Origin of the sequence: Mycobacteroides franklinii (genome assembly GCF_001853795.1) — a bacterium.
Lineage (GTDB): Bacteria > Actinomycetota > Actinomycetes > Mycobacteriales > Mycobacteriaceae > Mycobacterium > Mycobacterium franklinii.
In genome coordinates this window covers 1,232,176-1,246,520 of the sequence record NZ_MLIK01000004.1, presented here as the reverse complement: position 1 = coordinate 1,246,520, position 14,345 = coordinate 1,232,176, and the positions used below count along the sequence as shown (strand labels likewise).

The window sequence follows — 14,345 nt, the reverse complement described above, 5'->3', positions numbered from 1 at the left end:
TCGATGGGGCGTCGACGCTGGATTGCGGTCGCTGTGGTGACCGCGGCTCTCACCGCGAGCGTGCTGCTGGTGCTGAGTTGGAGGTCGAACCGATCACAGGCAGTGGGGGCTCCGGACGTCCATGAACTGTCGTTGTGCACCGCGCTGCTCGCCGTGGCTGAGCGTGCCGACCCCGAATACGACGACTTCGCGAGATTGACGAAGGGGCGCACTTGGTCGTGGCAGGACGAGAAGATCGGATCTGCTGCCTCGGCATTCAGCCAGGCGTTACGGCGTGAGTCGGAGTCATTGCGGGTGTTGATGCCTGATGGTCATGCCGAGCACGGACTGACACTGGAGGCGGATATCCGCGCGATGGCGGAAGACGATGTTGTGCTCGCCAACAAGCTGGCCCGACGTGACGGCCTCCTATCGATCGACGCATTGGTTCTCCGCTACGAGTTCGCGCATCAATCATCGGCGCGGTCCTGCGGGATTACTCGTGACTTCGAAGCCCTCAGGCAAGAAGAAGAACGTCAGTGCGAGCACCGGCGGGCAGGTTCGATTGCCAACTGGTGGACAGTGACGTGCGTTCAAGCGCCGAAGGAACCCTCGACGACCTTCGAGATTCCCCCGAATCCGGGGCTCTAGGCGGCCAGGATCGGCGCGATCCAGCTCAGTGCCGGGGATACCTGCGTGTCCCAGTAGTCGCCGTCATGCCCGCCCGGGCTGAAGCCGCCGGCAGGCGGCGTCTTGCGCTCGGAGGCGAATAGCTTGGCGGCCTCGTAGAACCTGTCCTCCGTGCCGCAAGACACCCACAGCGGAATGGTGTCGAGCTGCGGAAGATTGAAGACCGAATAATCGGACCAGTTCTTCGGGCCGTCGAACGCATCCGGTGTGGCGGCCTCGTACACGGTCCACAGTGCCGGGCCCACCGCGGCGATGGCGGCCGTTCTCGGTCCGCCGAGGCGCGCGCCGTTGAGCAGGGCGCCGTATCCACCGGCCGACCACCCCAAGAAGGCGACGCGCGAGGTGTCCATGCCCTGCTCGGCCAGTAGTGGCAGGAACTCGTTGATGATCATGGCGCCGGGGTCATCACCCGACTCGTGTGGATGCCAGTAACTGTTGCCGCCGTCGATGGCGGCAACCGCGACAGCAGGCCCTCCGGTTCCCCCGACGATGTTCTCGAAGCCCCAGCCGATCATCCGGTCGGCCGTCTCGTCGCGGCCGTGCAGCAAGATCACCGGGCGCAGCGGCCCATCGGCTCCCGGTGGACGGGCAATCTTGTACCCCGTCTCGACACCGCCCCGGGCTGCCGACACGAACGAGCCGGTGGTTACCTCACCGAATGCCCGAGCCGGGGGTGCGAGGGTCGGGAGCAGCGCTGCACCGGCTCCGAGTGCGGCGCCAGCCCGCAGCAGCTGACGACGGGACAAGGCTGACACCTCTGCCATGATGCCAGCGGATGGCAAACACGTCGAGGTCCCGGCGCTAGGCGGTGAGCAGCGGCGCCATCCAGGCCATTTCGGCGCCGATCTGCGAGCTCCAGAAGGCGCCGTCGTGTCCGCCGGGGCTGAACCCGCCCGCCGGAGGCGTCGGCAGCTGGGCGACGAACTGCTTGGTGGCGCTGTAGAACGGATCGCTGTTACCGCAGTCGATGCGCAAGGGGATGGTGTTCAGCCCGGCCAGGCCCCACACCGAATTCGCGGCGTAGTCGTCGGCACCGTCGAAGGCGCCGGGTGCTGTCGCGCCCGAGGATGTCCACAGTGCCGGGCTGACCGCGGTGATGGCGGCGGTGCGACCCGCACCCAGGCGTGAACCCAGCAGCATGGCGCCATATCCACCCATGGACCAACCCAGGAATGCCACCCGCGAGGTGTCCAGCCCCTGCTCGGCCAGCAGCGGAATGAATTCGTTCAGCACCATGGCGCCGGAATCTTCACCCGAGGCTCGCTTGTGCCAGTAGCCACCGCCACCGTCGACACTCGCCAGCGCGAATGGCTTGGCTCCCGAGGCCACGGCCTGCGCCAGCATGTTCTCCACGCCGCCCTCCATGACGCCGGCGGCCGTCTGTCCCTTGCCGTGCAGCGCGATGATGGGCCGGAGGGGCCCGGTGGCCCCCGGCGGCCTGGCGATACGCCATTCGGTGCCAACCCCGCCCCGCGCCGCCGAGACAAAGGAACCCGCGGTGATGGCGCCGTCGGCGCGGGCGGGAAGGGCTCCCGTACCAGGGAGAGCGGCGAGCGCGGCACCGGCACCAGTGGCCGCGCCGATCTTGAGTAGTGAGCGTCGGGACAGGTCACGCATGTCGACCATCATGCCTGGGATGAGTCTCTCGGGCGAAGACCGTCCCAGGTGGTCGCCCGGATCCAGAAATTCGATAGCGTCGCAACTGTGGTTGGTCTCTCGCGGCGCTCGGACGTTCCGCCGTTCTATGTCATGGACGTGCTGACGGCGGCAGCCGCGCGTCAGCGCACCCACGGTGACATGATTTCCCTGGCCGCCGGGCAGCCGTCGACGGGTGCACCCGCGGTGGTTCTCGACGCGGTGCGCGGGGCGCTCGGCGCCGAGGTGCTCGGGTACACCGAAACGCTCGGGCTGCCGGAGCTGCGTGAGGCGATCGCCGGGTACCACCGAGAGCGTTCCGGCATTGAGGTTGGTGCGGACGACGTCGTCGTCACCACGGGATCCTCGGGAGGATTCACGCTGCTGTTCCTGGCCGCGTTCGACGTGGGGGACACGGTGGTGATGACTCGGCCCGGCTACCCTGCCTACCGCAATTGTCTTGCAGCACTGGGTTGTCGGGTAGTCGAGATCGACTGCGGGCCGGCGACGCGATATCAGCCGACGGTGGCGATGTTGGAGGCTGTTTCGCAGTCGGATGGCCGGGCGCCCGCCGGCCTCGTCGTCGCCAGCCCTGCCAACCCCACCGGCACCATCATCGACGCGGCCGAGCTGGAGGCGATCGCGCTGTGGTGCGAGGCCAACGGCACCCTGCTCATTTCCGACGAGATTTACCACGGGCTGTCCTATGGCGATCAAAAGACTTGCAGTGCATGGGAATTCAGTCGCGAAGCGGTGGTTATGGGCTCGGTGTCCAAGTACTTCTCGATGACGGGCTGGCGGCTGGGCTGGATGCTGGTGCCGCGCCAGTTCCTGCGTGCCGTCGACAGGTTGTCCTCCAACTTCACCATTTGTCCGCCGGCGGTCTCTCAGTACGGAGCGCTCGCGGCGTTCAGTGCCGAGGCGCGCGCCGAGCTCGACGGGCATGTGCGGCGATATGCGGCGAACAGAACGCTGCTCATCGACGGTCTGGCCGCCGCGGGTATCACCAAGATCGCCCCACCCGATGGCGCCTTTTATGCGTACGCCGATATCGAGCACCTGACCGATAACGCCGAACAGTGGTGTGCGGACTTGTTGGCGCGCACGGGGGTAGCGATTGCGCCCGGTATCGACTTCGACACCGTGCACGGCCACCAGAGGATCCGGCTGAGCTTCGCGGGAAGTTCGGACACGATCGGGGAAGCGTTGGAGAGACTGCGGCAGCGGCTCGGCCGGGGCTGATATCAACCGCTTGCATGAGATAGCGCAAAACGCCCGTGGGGATGCGTCGCTGCTGGCAGCATGACATGGCGTGACAGTCAGGCAGCAGGCGGAGGTGTTCTCCGACGGGAACGCCACGCACCGCCCGCAAGCCACCCCCAAGGGTGAGCGGCGGCGCCGTGCGTTGATCAGCGCCGCGGCTGACCTATTGCGGGACAACGGTATTGATGCGGTGCGGCATCGTGCGGTGGCGCAACGCGCCGGCCTGCCGTTGGCATCCACCACGTATTACTTCTCCTCGCTGGAGGACCTCATCGCCCGGGCCGTCGAGCATGCGGGGACCCACGAGTTGGAACAGATCCAGGAACGGCTGTCGTTGGTTCAATATCGGCGCCGCGGTGCCGCCGCCACCGCCGAGGCTGTGGTGGACCTGTTGTTCGGCACGCCGGGCTTCGGCGCCGGGGAACAGCTGGTGTCGCGATACGAGCGGGAACTGGCGTGCAGTCGCCATCCCGAACTGCGCGAGGTGCAGCAGCGGTTGCGGGAACAACGCGACGACGCCGTGGCCCAGGTGGTGCGCCGGTCCGGTCGGTCCATTGACAACGACCGTGTCGCGGTGCTGATTTCGACGGTTGATGGAGCCATGGTGGGGGCACTCACCGAGGCCGCGATCAGTCCGACGGCGACAGCGACGTCAATGCTGGTGGACGTCATCGACGTGCTTGCTCCCCTGGAAGCAGAACAGCTGGCGGAGTCGGTTTCGGCCGATGAGGCTCTTGGGCGAAGAGCATGGATCTAGCCCCCATAGACTCTAGTCGTGCAAATCCCTAACGTTCTGGCATCTCGGTACGCGAGCGATGCCATGGTTCAGCTCTGGTCGCCGCAGTCAAAGGTGGTGCTGGAGCGCCAGTTGTGGATCGCGGTGCTGCGCGCACAACGCGATCTGGGCATCGACGTTCCCGACGGCGTCATCGAGGACTACGAGCGCGTGGTCGAGGACGTCGACCTGGACTCGATCTCGGCCCGCGAGCGGGTCACCCGCCACGATGTGAAGGCCCGCATCGAGGAGTTCAACGCGCTGGCCGGGCACGAGCACATCCACAAGGGCATGACGAGCCGCGACCTCACCGAGAACGTGGAGCAACTGCAGATCCGCCGGTCGCTGGAGTACGTGCACGCGCATGGCGTCGCGGTGGTGGCGCGGCTGGCGAGTCATGCCGTCGAGTACCGGGATGTGGTGATGGCGGGGCGTAGTCACAACGTGGCCGCGCAGGCAACCACATTGGGTAAGCGGTTCGCATCGGCGGCCGACGAGACGCTGATCGCGCTGACCCGGCTGCGGGAGCTTCTCGATCGGTATCCGTTGCGGGGGATCAAGGGCCCGATGGGCACCGGGCAGGACATGCTGGACCTATTCAACGGGGATACCGAGAAGCTGGCGGAGCTGGAAGAGCGTGTGGCTGGCTTCTTGGGCTTCTCCAGCACCCTGACGAGCGTCGGCCAGGTGTATCCACGCTCGCTGGACCACGACGTGGTGTCGGCGCTGGTGCAACTTGGTGCCAGCCCGTCCTCGCTGGCGCACACCATCCGCCTGATGGCCGGGCACGAGCTGGTCACCGAGGGCTTCGCGCCCGGGCAGGTCGGCAGCTCGGCGATGCCGCACAAGATGAACACCCGAAGTTGCGAACGCGTCAACGGCCTGCAGGTGATTCTGCGCGGATATGGCTCCATGGTTGCGGAACTGGCTGGGGCGCAATGGAATGAAGGCGATGTGTTCTGTTCGGTGGTGCGCCGGGTCGCGCTGCCCGACGCCTTCTTCGCCGTCGACGGGATGATCGAGACCTTCCTGACGGTGCTCGACGAGTTCGGTGCGTATCCGGCGGTGATCGACCGTGAGCTGCGTCGCTACCTGCCGTTCCTGGCGACCACCAAGGTGCTGATGGCGGCGGTTCGTGCCGGGGTCGGCCGCGAGGAGGCTCACGAGGTCATCAAGGAGCACGCCGTCGCGACGGCGCTGGCGATGCGCGAAAAGGGTGCCGAGCCAGATCTTTTGGGATTGTTGGCCGATGACCCGCGGCTGCCGTTGGACAGGGCTGCGCTGGAGGCCGCGCTGGCCGACCGCGCTTCGTTCACCGGGGCGGCCGCCGATCAGGTCGATCGGGTGGCAGCTGACGTCGAGGCGCTGGCGGCCGACTATCCGGATGCCGCCGTGTACAGCCCGGGTGCCATTCTGTAGGGCATGAGCTGCGCGGCTCTTGCTGGAATTGACCTGACCGACCTGGACAACTTCGCCGGTGGATTCCCGCACGCCCTGTTCGCGCGGCATCGACGCGAGGCGCCGGTGTACTGGCATGAACCCACCGAGAACACCCCTGACAACGAGGGTTTCTGGTCGGTGGCCAGCTACGCCGAAACCTTTGAGGTGCTGCGTGATCAGGTGACGTACTCGTCGGTGACCGGAGGTGATCGCGCCTACGGCGGCACGTTGATCCAAGATCTGCCGATCGCCGGGCAGGTGCTCAACATGATGGACGACCCGCGGCACCGCCAGATCCGCAAGCTGGTGAGCTCGGGTTTGACCCCGCGGATGATCCAGCGCGTCGAGGACGATCTGCGGGTGCGGTGCCGGATGCTGTTGGACTCGGTGCAACCGTCGGTGCCCTTCGACTTTTTGGTGGACATCGCCGCGGAACTGCCCATGCAGATGATCTGCATCCTTTTGGGCGTACCGGAGTCGGATCGACACTGGTTGTTCGAAGCGGTCGAGCCCAGTTTCGACTTCGGCAAGGCGCGCCGGTCGCAGGTCACCAGTTCGCTGGGTGATCCGAGTTCTGGTATGTACCAGTATGGTTCGGAGTTGATCGCGTTGAAGCGCTCTCGGCCCGGCGACGACATGTTGTCGGTGGTGGCCAATGCGACAGTCGACGATCCGGATGCGCCCGCGTTGTCGGATGCCGAGCTGTACCTGTTTTTCTATCTGCTGTTCAGTGCGGGCGCCGAGACGACGCGCAACGCCATCGCCGGTGGTCTGTTGGCGCTGCTGGAGCATCCCGGCGAATTCCATTCCCTGCGTGCGAATCTTGAGCTGGTGCCGACAGCGATCGAGGAGATGCTGCGCTGGACGTCCCCGTCACCGTCCAAGCGCAGGACGGCGACCACCGATGCCACGTTGGGTGGACAGGACATCGCGTCCGGGCAGAAGGTGGTGGTCTGGGAAGGCTCAGCCAACCGCGATGCGCGGGTGTTCGACCGTCCCGATCAATTCGATATCACGCGCAAACCCAATCCCCACTTGGGTTTTGGACAAGGTGTGCATTTTTGTCTCGGTGCGCGTCTGGCCCGTCTGGAGCTGCGGGTGGTCTTCGAGGAGATGCTGCCGCGTTTCACGTCGGTGCGGCTGGCCGAGCCGGTGGAGTGGACCCGCAGTAACCGGCACACCGGCATCCGGCACCTGGTCGTCGCGGCCTCCTAACCCGCCGACACGCCGTGTTGTGGCGGGTTCGTATCGCACCTGTTCGCCATAAGCGGGCGTGTCGAAACTAGGGGGTGCGCCACTGTTTGGGTGCGCTGATACCCGTCGCCTTCAATTCGATGGCAGCCAAGCCACGTATCGCGGCGGCATCCTCAGCGCGCCACGCAGCCACCGGATCGGCGGTGACCACCGCGAGCTTCTTCAGCGGCCGGTTCGCCAGCGCCCGCAGGGCCAGCAGTTGTTCACCGGCGGGGGTGGCCGCGAGCTGAACCGCCACCAGCTTGCGGCGAAAGAACCTGATCCGTAGAAAGATCCACGGCCCGGCGAAGGCCAGGATGGGTGGCGCGGCGACAGCGATCGCCAAAACGACCGCCAGCCAGGTCGCGGTGGTGTCCAGATTGTGGCCGGCCCCGGCCAAATCGGCGGCCGCCTCACTGGCCGCGCGCAGCGGTCCACCCACCTTGTCGCCTACCAACGGAATCCTGTGCGCGCTGTCGCCGGCGGAGTTCAGGTTGTCCGAAATGCCGTCGGCGCCGTCCTTCACCTGGCGGCCCACCGCCGCGATCGTCGACACGGATGCGTGTACAGCAAGCCCGACGAACACCCAGATCGTGGTCCAGATCGCGACCGCTACGTCGCTGAACAGTTGGCCGAGCAACCGTCCCGGCCGGGTCGAGTAGGGCAAGAGTCGCATGAATCGTAGGATGGCACGATGCGTCCTCCGCTGTCCGATTACCAGCATGTGGCCAGCGGAAAGGTCCGTGAGCTGTACCGAGTCGACGACGAGCACCTGCTGTTCGTCGCCACCGACCGAATTTCCGCGTTCGATTTCATCCTGGATACGCCGATCCCCGACAAGGGACGCATCCTCACCGCGATGAGCGTGTTCTTCTTCGGGCTGCTGACCGTGCCCAACCATCTGGCCGGGCCGCCCGACGATCCGCGCATTCCGGAGGAGGTGCTGGGCCGGGCGCTGCTGGTGCGACGGCTCGACATGCTTCCGGTGGAATGCGTGGCACGCGGATACCTCACCGGATCCGGACTGCTGGACTATCAGCGCACCGGCGCGGTCTGTGGACACACGTTGCCGCAGGGCCTCGGCGAGGCCAGCAGGCTGGATCCGCCGTTGTTCACCCCGGCGACGAAGGCAGATATCGGTGAGCACGATATGAATGTCGACTTCGCCGCGGTGATAGATCTGGTCGGTGGAGTGCGTGCCAACCAGCTGCGCGATGAGACCATCAAGATCTATACCCGGGCGGCGGCACACGCGCTGCACAAGGGAATCATCCTGGCCGACACCAAGTTTGAATTCGGCGTCGATATCGAAGGCACCCTGGTCCTAGCCGACGAGGTATTCACCCCGGACTCGTCCCGCTACTGGGATGCCGCCAACTATCGGCCCGGCGTGGTGCAGGACAGCTTTGACAAGCAGTTTGTCCGCAATTGGCTCACCAGTGCGGAATCGGGATGGGATCGCGCGTCGGACACCCCGCCACCGCCTCTACCTGATGAGGTGGCGGCGGCCACACGTGAACGTTATATCGAGGCATATGAACGTATTTCGGGGCTGAGCTTCGCCGATTGGATCGGCCCGTCGGCGTGAGCGGGCCCGTACGCCCGCCCGCCGCGAACCGCATCGATACTTTGCGTGAGTATCACGGAGACACCTTCGTAGACCCCTACGAATGGATGCGCGAGAAGGAGAGCCCCGAGGTCATCGCGCACCTTGAGGCCGAGAACGCCTACGTCGATGACCAACTCGGCCATCTCAAGGGGCTGCGCAACAGCATCTTCGGCGAGATCAAATCGCGCACCAAGGAGACGGACCTTTCGATTCCCACCCGGATGGGGCAATGGTGGTACTACGCCCGCAGCTTCGAGGGGAAGCAGTACGGCGTTCATTGCCGTTGTCCGATAGGTGATCCGGACAACTGGACGCCCCCAGTGCTCGATGAGGACGTTCCGGGTGAGCAGATCCTTCTCGACGGCAATCTGGAAGCGCAGGGCCACGACTTCTTCTCGTTGGGGGCCGCGACCGTCAGCCCGGACGGAAACACGCTCGCCTACTCGGTCGATGTCGTCGGCCACGAGATGTACACGCTGCGGTTCAAGGACCTGCGTACCGGCGAGATGTACCCGGACGAGATCGCCGATATCGGCGCAGGCGCGACCTGGGCGATGGACAGCCGCACCCTTTACTACCCCGTGATCGATGAAGCCTTCCGGCCGTACGCCATTCGCCGCTACACCATGGGTAGCGGCGAAGAATCCGTGGAGGTGTTCACGGAACCCGACGAGCGATTCTGGATCGGGGTGGGTCGCACCCGCAGTGACCGCTTTGTCGCCATCAGCGTGCATTCGTCGGTAACCTCCGAGATCCTGATCGGCGATGCCAGCGATCCCGCCACCGATTTCTCGCCAGTCTGGTTGCGCCGCACCGGTATCGAGTACACCGTCGATCACATTGTGGTTGGGGGTGAGGATCGACTCCTGATCTTGCACAACGATGGCGCCGTGAATTTCGCGCTCGCCGAGCTGCCGGTCGCCGCGCTGGCGGACGGGCCAGCCGAGCCGGCGTTGGCGCGCAACCTGATCGCTCACCGTGACGATGTGCGCCTGGACGGTGTGGAGGCCTTCGCGGAACGGTTCGTGATCGGCTATCGACGAGAAGCATTGCCGCGCATACAGGTATGGCCGATCAACGCGGGCGGATACGGTGCGCCGCAGGAGGTCGAGTTCGACTCCGAGCTCATGCTGTCGGGGCTGGGCGACAACCCCGAATGGAACTCGCCGCTGTTACGGGTCGGTTGTACATCCTTCATCACCCCGACTCGCGTCTACGACCTCGATGTGCACACCGGGGAACGCACGCTCCTCAAGGAGCAACCGGTTCTTGGTGGCTATCACCGCGAGGACTATGTGGAGCGGCGCGAATGGGCGCTGGCCGAGGACGGCACCCGGATACCGCTGTCGGTGGTCCACCGCAGAGACACTCGTGAACCCGCGCCGACACTCCTATATGGGTACGGCGCATACGAGATGTGTGAGGACCCGCAGTTCAGCATCGGGCGTCTCTCGCTGCTGGACCGTGGGGTGGTGTTCGTCATCGCCCACGTGCGTGGTGGCGGTGAGATGGGCCGCCTCTGGTACGAGGACGGCAAGATGCTGCACAAGAAGCACAGCTTCAGCGACTTCGTCGCGGCAGGTAGGCATCTCATCGACACCGGAGTTGCCTTGCCCGATCGGCTTGTCGCCTGGGGAGGCAGCGCGGGCGGGCTGCTGGTGGGCGCCGCGGTGAACCTGGCACCCGAGCTGTTCGCCGGGGTGCTGGCGCAGGTGCCCTTCGTCGATCCCGTCACCACCATCTGTGATCCGTCACTACCGCTCACCGTCACCGAGTGGGATGAGTGGGGAAACCCGTTGGAAAACAAGGATGTGTACGACTACATCAAGTCGTACTCGCCCTACGAGAACATCCGTGCCGCTGACTATCCGAGCATCCTCGCGATGACTTCACTGCATGACTCTCGAGTGCTGTACGTCGAACCCGCCAAATGGGTGGCGGAGTTGCGGCACACCACCACCGGTGGGCGTCCCATCCTGATGCGCACCGAGATGACGGCCGGGCACGGCGGTATCAGCGGGCGTTACGAGCGTTGGAAAGAGAGCGCCTTCCAGCTCGCCTGGATACTCGATGTTCTTGGGGCAGAAGGGTAGATATCGAATGTCTGACGAGGTCGTCGTCGTCACCGGTGTCGGCGGCATGGGCAAGGTCATCGCCCGCCGTCAGGGCATCGGTAAGACACTGCTGATCGCCGACTACAACGAGCAGGCACTGCAGGCTGTCGTCGATGAATTGAAGGCCGACGGACACAACGTCATCGGGCGGCGAGTCGACGTTTCCTCGCGTCAGTCGGTGTCAGGGTTGGCCGAAGCCGCTGCGGCGCTGGGACGGGTCACTCAGGTGGCGCACACCGCCGGTCTTTCGCCGGCACAGTCGCCGACGGCGGCCATCCTGGCCGTCGACCTGGTGGGTGTGGCCTTGGTGGTAGAGGAGTTCGGCAAGATCGTCGCCTCCGGCGGTGCGGGGGTGGTGATCGCCAGCATGGCCGGGCACATGCCGTTGGAGCTCACCGCCGAGCAGGAGCAGGAGCTGGGTTCCGTCGGTGCCGAGGATCTGCTGGAGTTACCCTACGTACAGAGCATTGAGTATCCTGCGGCGGCGTACCAATTCTCCAAGCGCGCCAACCATATTCGCGTTCGATTCGCCGCACGTGGGTGGGGAGGGCGGGGAGCTCGCATCAACTCGATAAGCCCGGGAGTGGTGTCCACCAAGATGGGACACCAGGAACTTACCTCGGAGACCGGTGCCATCACGAAGGCCATGGTCGACGGTTCGGCGTCCGGGCGGATTGGCACATCCGACGATATTGCGGCGGCGACGGCATTCCTGCTGGGGCCGGAGTCGACCTACATCACCGGAACCGATCTATTGGTCGACGGCGGAGTCATCGCCGCGGCGCGCTCCGGCCAGTTGTTCAGCTGATCGCCGAATCAGGACCGGATGGTCTTCGCGCGAGCTGTTCATCCATATCTTCCAGGGTCCTGCCTTTGGTCTCCTGCACCCAGCGGGCCACAAACCCCAAGGACAGCAGCGCACATACTGCGTAGAACCCGTAAGCGATTCCCAATGCGTCGCGTAGCCCGGGGAACGTGACCGTCACCAACCAGTTGGCTGCCCAGTTTCCCGCGGTGGCCAAACCCATGGCCGCTGCCCTGATTCGGTTGGGGAAGATCTCACCCAGCAGCACCCAGACCACCGGACCCCAGGACATTCCGAATGCCACCACAAACAGATTGGCGGCCACCAGCGCAACGGGCCCGGCGATAGGTCCCAGGTGCGGCTTGCCGTCGACCATGGTGGCCGAGCTGAAGACGATCGCCATGGTGCCCAGAGTTGCCGCCATGCCTGCCGAACCGACGAGCAACAGGGGCTTGCGGCCGACCCTGTCGATGAGCGCTATGGCCACCAGCGTGGTGGCGATGTTGGTGATCGAGGTGATCACCGTGATGGTGAAGGACGAGCTCTCGCCGAACCCGACGGCCTGCCACAGCACATTTGAGTAGTAGAAGATCACGTTGATGCCGACCAGCTGCTGAAACACCGCCAATGCCACACCAATCCACACGATGGCGTACAGACCGCCGGTGGGCTTGCGTAGGTCACGCCACGAGGGCGCGGTGCCCTGATCGAGTGTCTCCTGGATTCGGTCGATCGTGATGTCCAGGTTCTTTTCCCCGAGCAGCCTCGTCAACACCGTGCGCGCTTCGGGAATACGGTGCGTGGCAATGAGATAACGAGGTGACTCGGGGATGGTGAATGCCAGTGCGCCGTACACCAGCGCAGGTAGTGCCATCGCGAGGAACATCCAGCGCCACGCGGGCAGGCCCAACCACAAGTCATCGCGAGAGCCACCCGCGAGGTGTGCCAATAGCCAATCGATGGTGAGGGACAAGAAGATCCCCGTGACAATCGCCAATTGCTGCAGCGAGCCCAATCGTCCGCGGATATGCGAGGGAGAGGTTTCGGCGATATAGGCCGGTGCGATCAGGGACGCGACACCCACTCCCACGCCGCCGATTACGCGAAAGACGACGAGCAGCTCGACGTTCGGCGCGAGACCGGCACCCACTGCGCTCACCAGAAACAAGGCGGCGGCGATCTTCATGACCGCCACCCGGCCGATACGGTCGGCGATGCGGCCGGCAGTCATGGCGCCAAGGGCAGCTCCTATGAGGGCGGAGGCGACCGCGAATCCGAGCTCGGCGTCACGGATGGCGAACTCGTCCTGAATCGCCTGGACCGCGCCATTGACGACGGCGCTGTCGTACCCGAAGAGGAGTCCTCCCAGGGCGGCCACCGACGCGATCCGCAGGGCACTGCGGCCCGAGGAGAATTCGTCCTCCTCGCTCATATATGACCTCCGCAACTTTGCTTGGTGTTCAAACAGTCAATCATCGCTACCCCGGTACCGTGGGAGGCATGACCGATCTCGCCTCGATCTCGTTGACCGCCCTGGACGGCTCGCCGCTGTCACTTGCCGATTTCGGCGATAACGCCGTGCTCGTCGTCAACGTCGCGTCCAAATGCGGTCTCACCCCGCAGTACGCGGCCCTGGAGAAGTTGGCCAGCGACTACGGCGACCGTGGGTTGACGGTGCTCGGGGTGCCCTGCAATCAGTTCATGGGCCAGGAACCGGGTACGGCGGAGGAGATTCAGACCTTCTGTTCCACCACCTACGGCGTGAGCTTTCCGTTACTGGAGAAGACCGACGTCAACGGGGACAGCCGTCATCCGCTGTACACCGAGCTCACCAAGACGGCCGATGCCGAAGGTGCCGCCGGGGACGTGCAGTGGAACTTCGAGAAGTTCTTGATCGCGCGGGATGGCTCGGTGGTCAATAGATTCCGGCCGACGACGGTGCCGGACGCTCCCGAGGTGATTGCGGCCATAGAGAAGGAGCTGGGCTAGCGCCTAGAGCGTTCTTTTCGATGCGGGGTGTCTGACACCTTGTGTACATCTGACGTTGCCACACTGAAGGCATGGCAGGACAGCTGCTGGTATCGGTGTCGGGAATCTGCGATCGCACTCTCGACGAGATTGCTGTGTTCACTGAGGAAATGGACCGGCGGTCAATCCCGCTGTCATTTCTGGTGGCTCCCCGTTTGAAGGGTAAGTACCGCCTCGTGGAGGACCAGCCGACGGTCGATTGGCTTGCCGCGCGCCGCTCTCGGGGTGACGCCATCGTTCTGCACGGATACGACCAGGCCGCCACCAAGAAGCGTCGCGACGAGTTCGCCGCATTGCCCGCGCATGAGGCCAACTTGCGTCTGATGGCCGCGGACCGCGTGATGGAGCAGACCGGGTTGCGTACGCGTCTCTTCGCGGCGCCGGGTTGGATGGCATCGGCAGGAGCCATAGAAATGCTGCCGCGCAACGGTTTCCGTCTGAACGTCGGTCTGTCCGAGATTGCCGATCTGGTGCATGGCACCTCGGTGCGCGCGCGGGTGCTGGGCATCGGCGAGGGCTTTCTCTCCGAGCCGTGGTGGTGCCGGATGCTGGTGCTGTCGGCCGCGCGCACTGCCCGTCGCGACGGTGTGGTGCGGGTTGCGATTTCGGCCAAGCATCTGCGTAAGCCCGGCCCGCGACAGGCCATGATCGACGCCATTGACCTGTCACTGCTGCACGGTGCGGTGCCCGGTATTTACCAGTGGTTGCCCAAGCAGGTATTGCACAGCGTGGCCTAGGGTCCACGATTTTGCTGTATCTCCCAGGGATCGGCCC

General features: G+C 64.9%; 14 protein-coding genes. 10 read left to right on the top strand and 4 right to left on the bottom strand.

What is annotated here, in order from left to right; all coding sequences use genetic code 11:
- Positions 1–3 precede the first annotated feature (3 nt).
- Positions 4–630 carry a hypothetical protein gene (locus BKG76_RS06545; protein ID WP_131815797.1) on the top strand — a complete coding sequence of 209 codons (627 nt, stop codon included), beginning with the start codon at positions 4–6 and terminating at the stop codon, positions 628–630.
- Here BKG76_RS06545 and BKG76_RS06540 read toward each other — a convergent pair.
- Together BKG76_RS06540 and BKG76_RS06535 are read right to left on the bottom strand one after the other, a co-directional pair.
- Positions 627–1,424 (bottom strand): alpha/beta hydrolase, encoded by a 798-nt coding sequence (locus tag BKG76_RS06540; RefSeq protein WP_083337951.1) that lies wholly within the window; start codon positions 1,422–1,424, stop codon positions 627–629. The genes BKG76_RS06545 and BKG76_RS06540 overlap by 4 nt on opposite strands.
- Positions 1,425–1,470: 46 nt before the next feature.
- The gene (locus BKG76_RS06535) at positions 1,471–2,286 is read right to left on the bottom strand and encodes an alpha/beta hydrolase (protein ID WP_109420633.1); all 816 of its coding nucleotides are present in this window, start codon (positions 2,284–2,286) and stop codon (positions 1,471–1,473) included.
- A 132-nt stretch (positions 2,287–2,418) separates the two neighbouring features.
- Between BKG76_RS06535 and BKG76_RS06530 the strand changes: the two genes are divergently transcribed.
- The 4 genes from BKG76_RS06530 (at position 2,419) to BKG76_RS06515 (ending at position 6,997) form a co-directional block, all read left to right on the top strand.
- Positions 2,419–3,546, top strand: a complete 1,128-nt coding sequence (locus BKG76_RS06530) for a pyridoxal phosphate-dependent aminotransferase (protein WP_236737540.1) — start codon at positions 2,419–2,421, stop codon at positions 3,544–3,546.
- Between the two features lie 70 nt (positions 3,547–3,616).
- On the top strand, positions 3,617–4,324 hold the full coding sequence (locus BKG76_RS06525) for a TetR/AcrR family transcriptional regulator (RefSeq protein ID WP_109420592.1): 708 nt from the start codon (positions 3,617–3,619) through the stop codon (positions 4,322–4,324).
- Between the two features lie 18 nt (positions 4,325–4,342).
- On the top strand, positions 4,343–5,761 hold the full coding sequence (gene purB, locus BKG76_RS06520; protein ID WP_070936729.1) for an adenylosuccinate lyase: 1,419 nt from the start codon (positions 4,343–4,345) through the stop codon (positions 5,759–5,761).
- Between the two features lie 3 nt (positions 5,762–5,764).
- Positions 5,765–6,997 (top strand): cytochrome P450, encoded by a 1,233-nt coding sequence (locus BKG76_RS06515; protein ID WP_070936728.1) that lies wholly within the window; start codon positions 5,765–5,767, stop codon positions 6,995–6,997.
- 67 nt (positions 6,998–7,064) lie between these two features.
- Here BKG76_RS06515 and BKG76_RS06510 read toward each other — a convergent pair whose 3' ends face one another.
- On the bottom strand, positions 7,065–7,691 hold the full coding sequence (locus tag BKG76_RS06510) for a hypothetical protein (protein ID WP_070936727.1): 627 nt from the start codon (positions 7,689–7,691) through the stop codon (positions 7,065–7,067).
- A gap of 18 nt (positions 7,692–7,709) precedes the next feature.
- On the opposite strand from BKG76_RS06510, the gene BKG76_RS06505 reads away from it, so the two are divergent.
- From BKG76_RS06505 to BKG76_RS06495, 3 genes are read left to right on the top strand one after another with little or no spacing between them, the layout of a single operon-like run.
- A complete protein-coding gene (locus tag BKG76_RS06505) occupies positions 7,710–8,603 on the top strand; it encodes a phosphoribosylaminoimidazolesuccinocarboxamide synthase (protein WP_070936726.1) in 894 nt (297 codons plus the stop codon).
- Entirely contained in the window at positions 8,600–10,717 is a 2,118-nt protein-coding gene (locus tag BKG76_RS06500) for a S9 family peptidase (protein WP_070936725.1), read from the top strand. Before BKG76_RS06505 ends, BKG76_RS06500 begins: the two co-directional genes overlap by 4 nt.
- Before the next feature lie 7 nt (positions 10,718–10,724).
- Entirely contained in the window at positions 10,725–11,546 is an 822-nt protein-coding gene (locus tag BKG76_RS06495) for an SDR family oxidoreductase (RefSeq protein ID WP_070936724.1), read from the top strand.
- Here the strand turns inward: BKG76_RS06495 and BKG76_RS06490 are convergent.
- Positions 11,539–12,975, bottom strand: coding sequence for a sugar porter family MFS transporter (locus tag BKG76_RS06490; RefSeq protein WP_070936723.1), 1,437 nt, complete (start codon positions 12,973–12,975; stop codon positions 11,539–11,541). The genes BKG76_RS06495 and BKG76_RS06490 overlap by 8 nt on opposite strands.
- Before the next feature lie 68 nt (positions 12,976–13,043).
- Here BKG76_RS06490 and BKG76_RS06485 point away from each other — a divergent pair, with 68 nt between their 5' ends.
- Both BKG76_RS06485 and BKG76_RS06480 read left to right on the top strand, forming a co-directional pair.
- Positions 13,044–13,532 (top strand): glutathione peroxidase, encoded by a 489-nt coding sequence (locus tag BKG76_RS06485; protein ID WP_070936920.1) that lies wholly within the window; start codon positions 13,044–13,046, stop codon positions 13,530–13,532.
- Between the two features lie 71 nt (positions 13,533–13,603).
- Complete coding sequence (locus BKG76_RS06480; RefSeq protein ID WP_070936722.1) at positions 13,604–14,308, top strand: DUF2334 domain-containing protein; 705 nt, start codon at positions 13,604–13,606, stop codon at positions 14,306–14,308.
- The last annotated feature ends 37 nt before the right edge of the window (positions 14,309–14,345 follow it).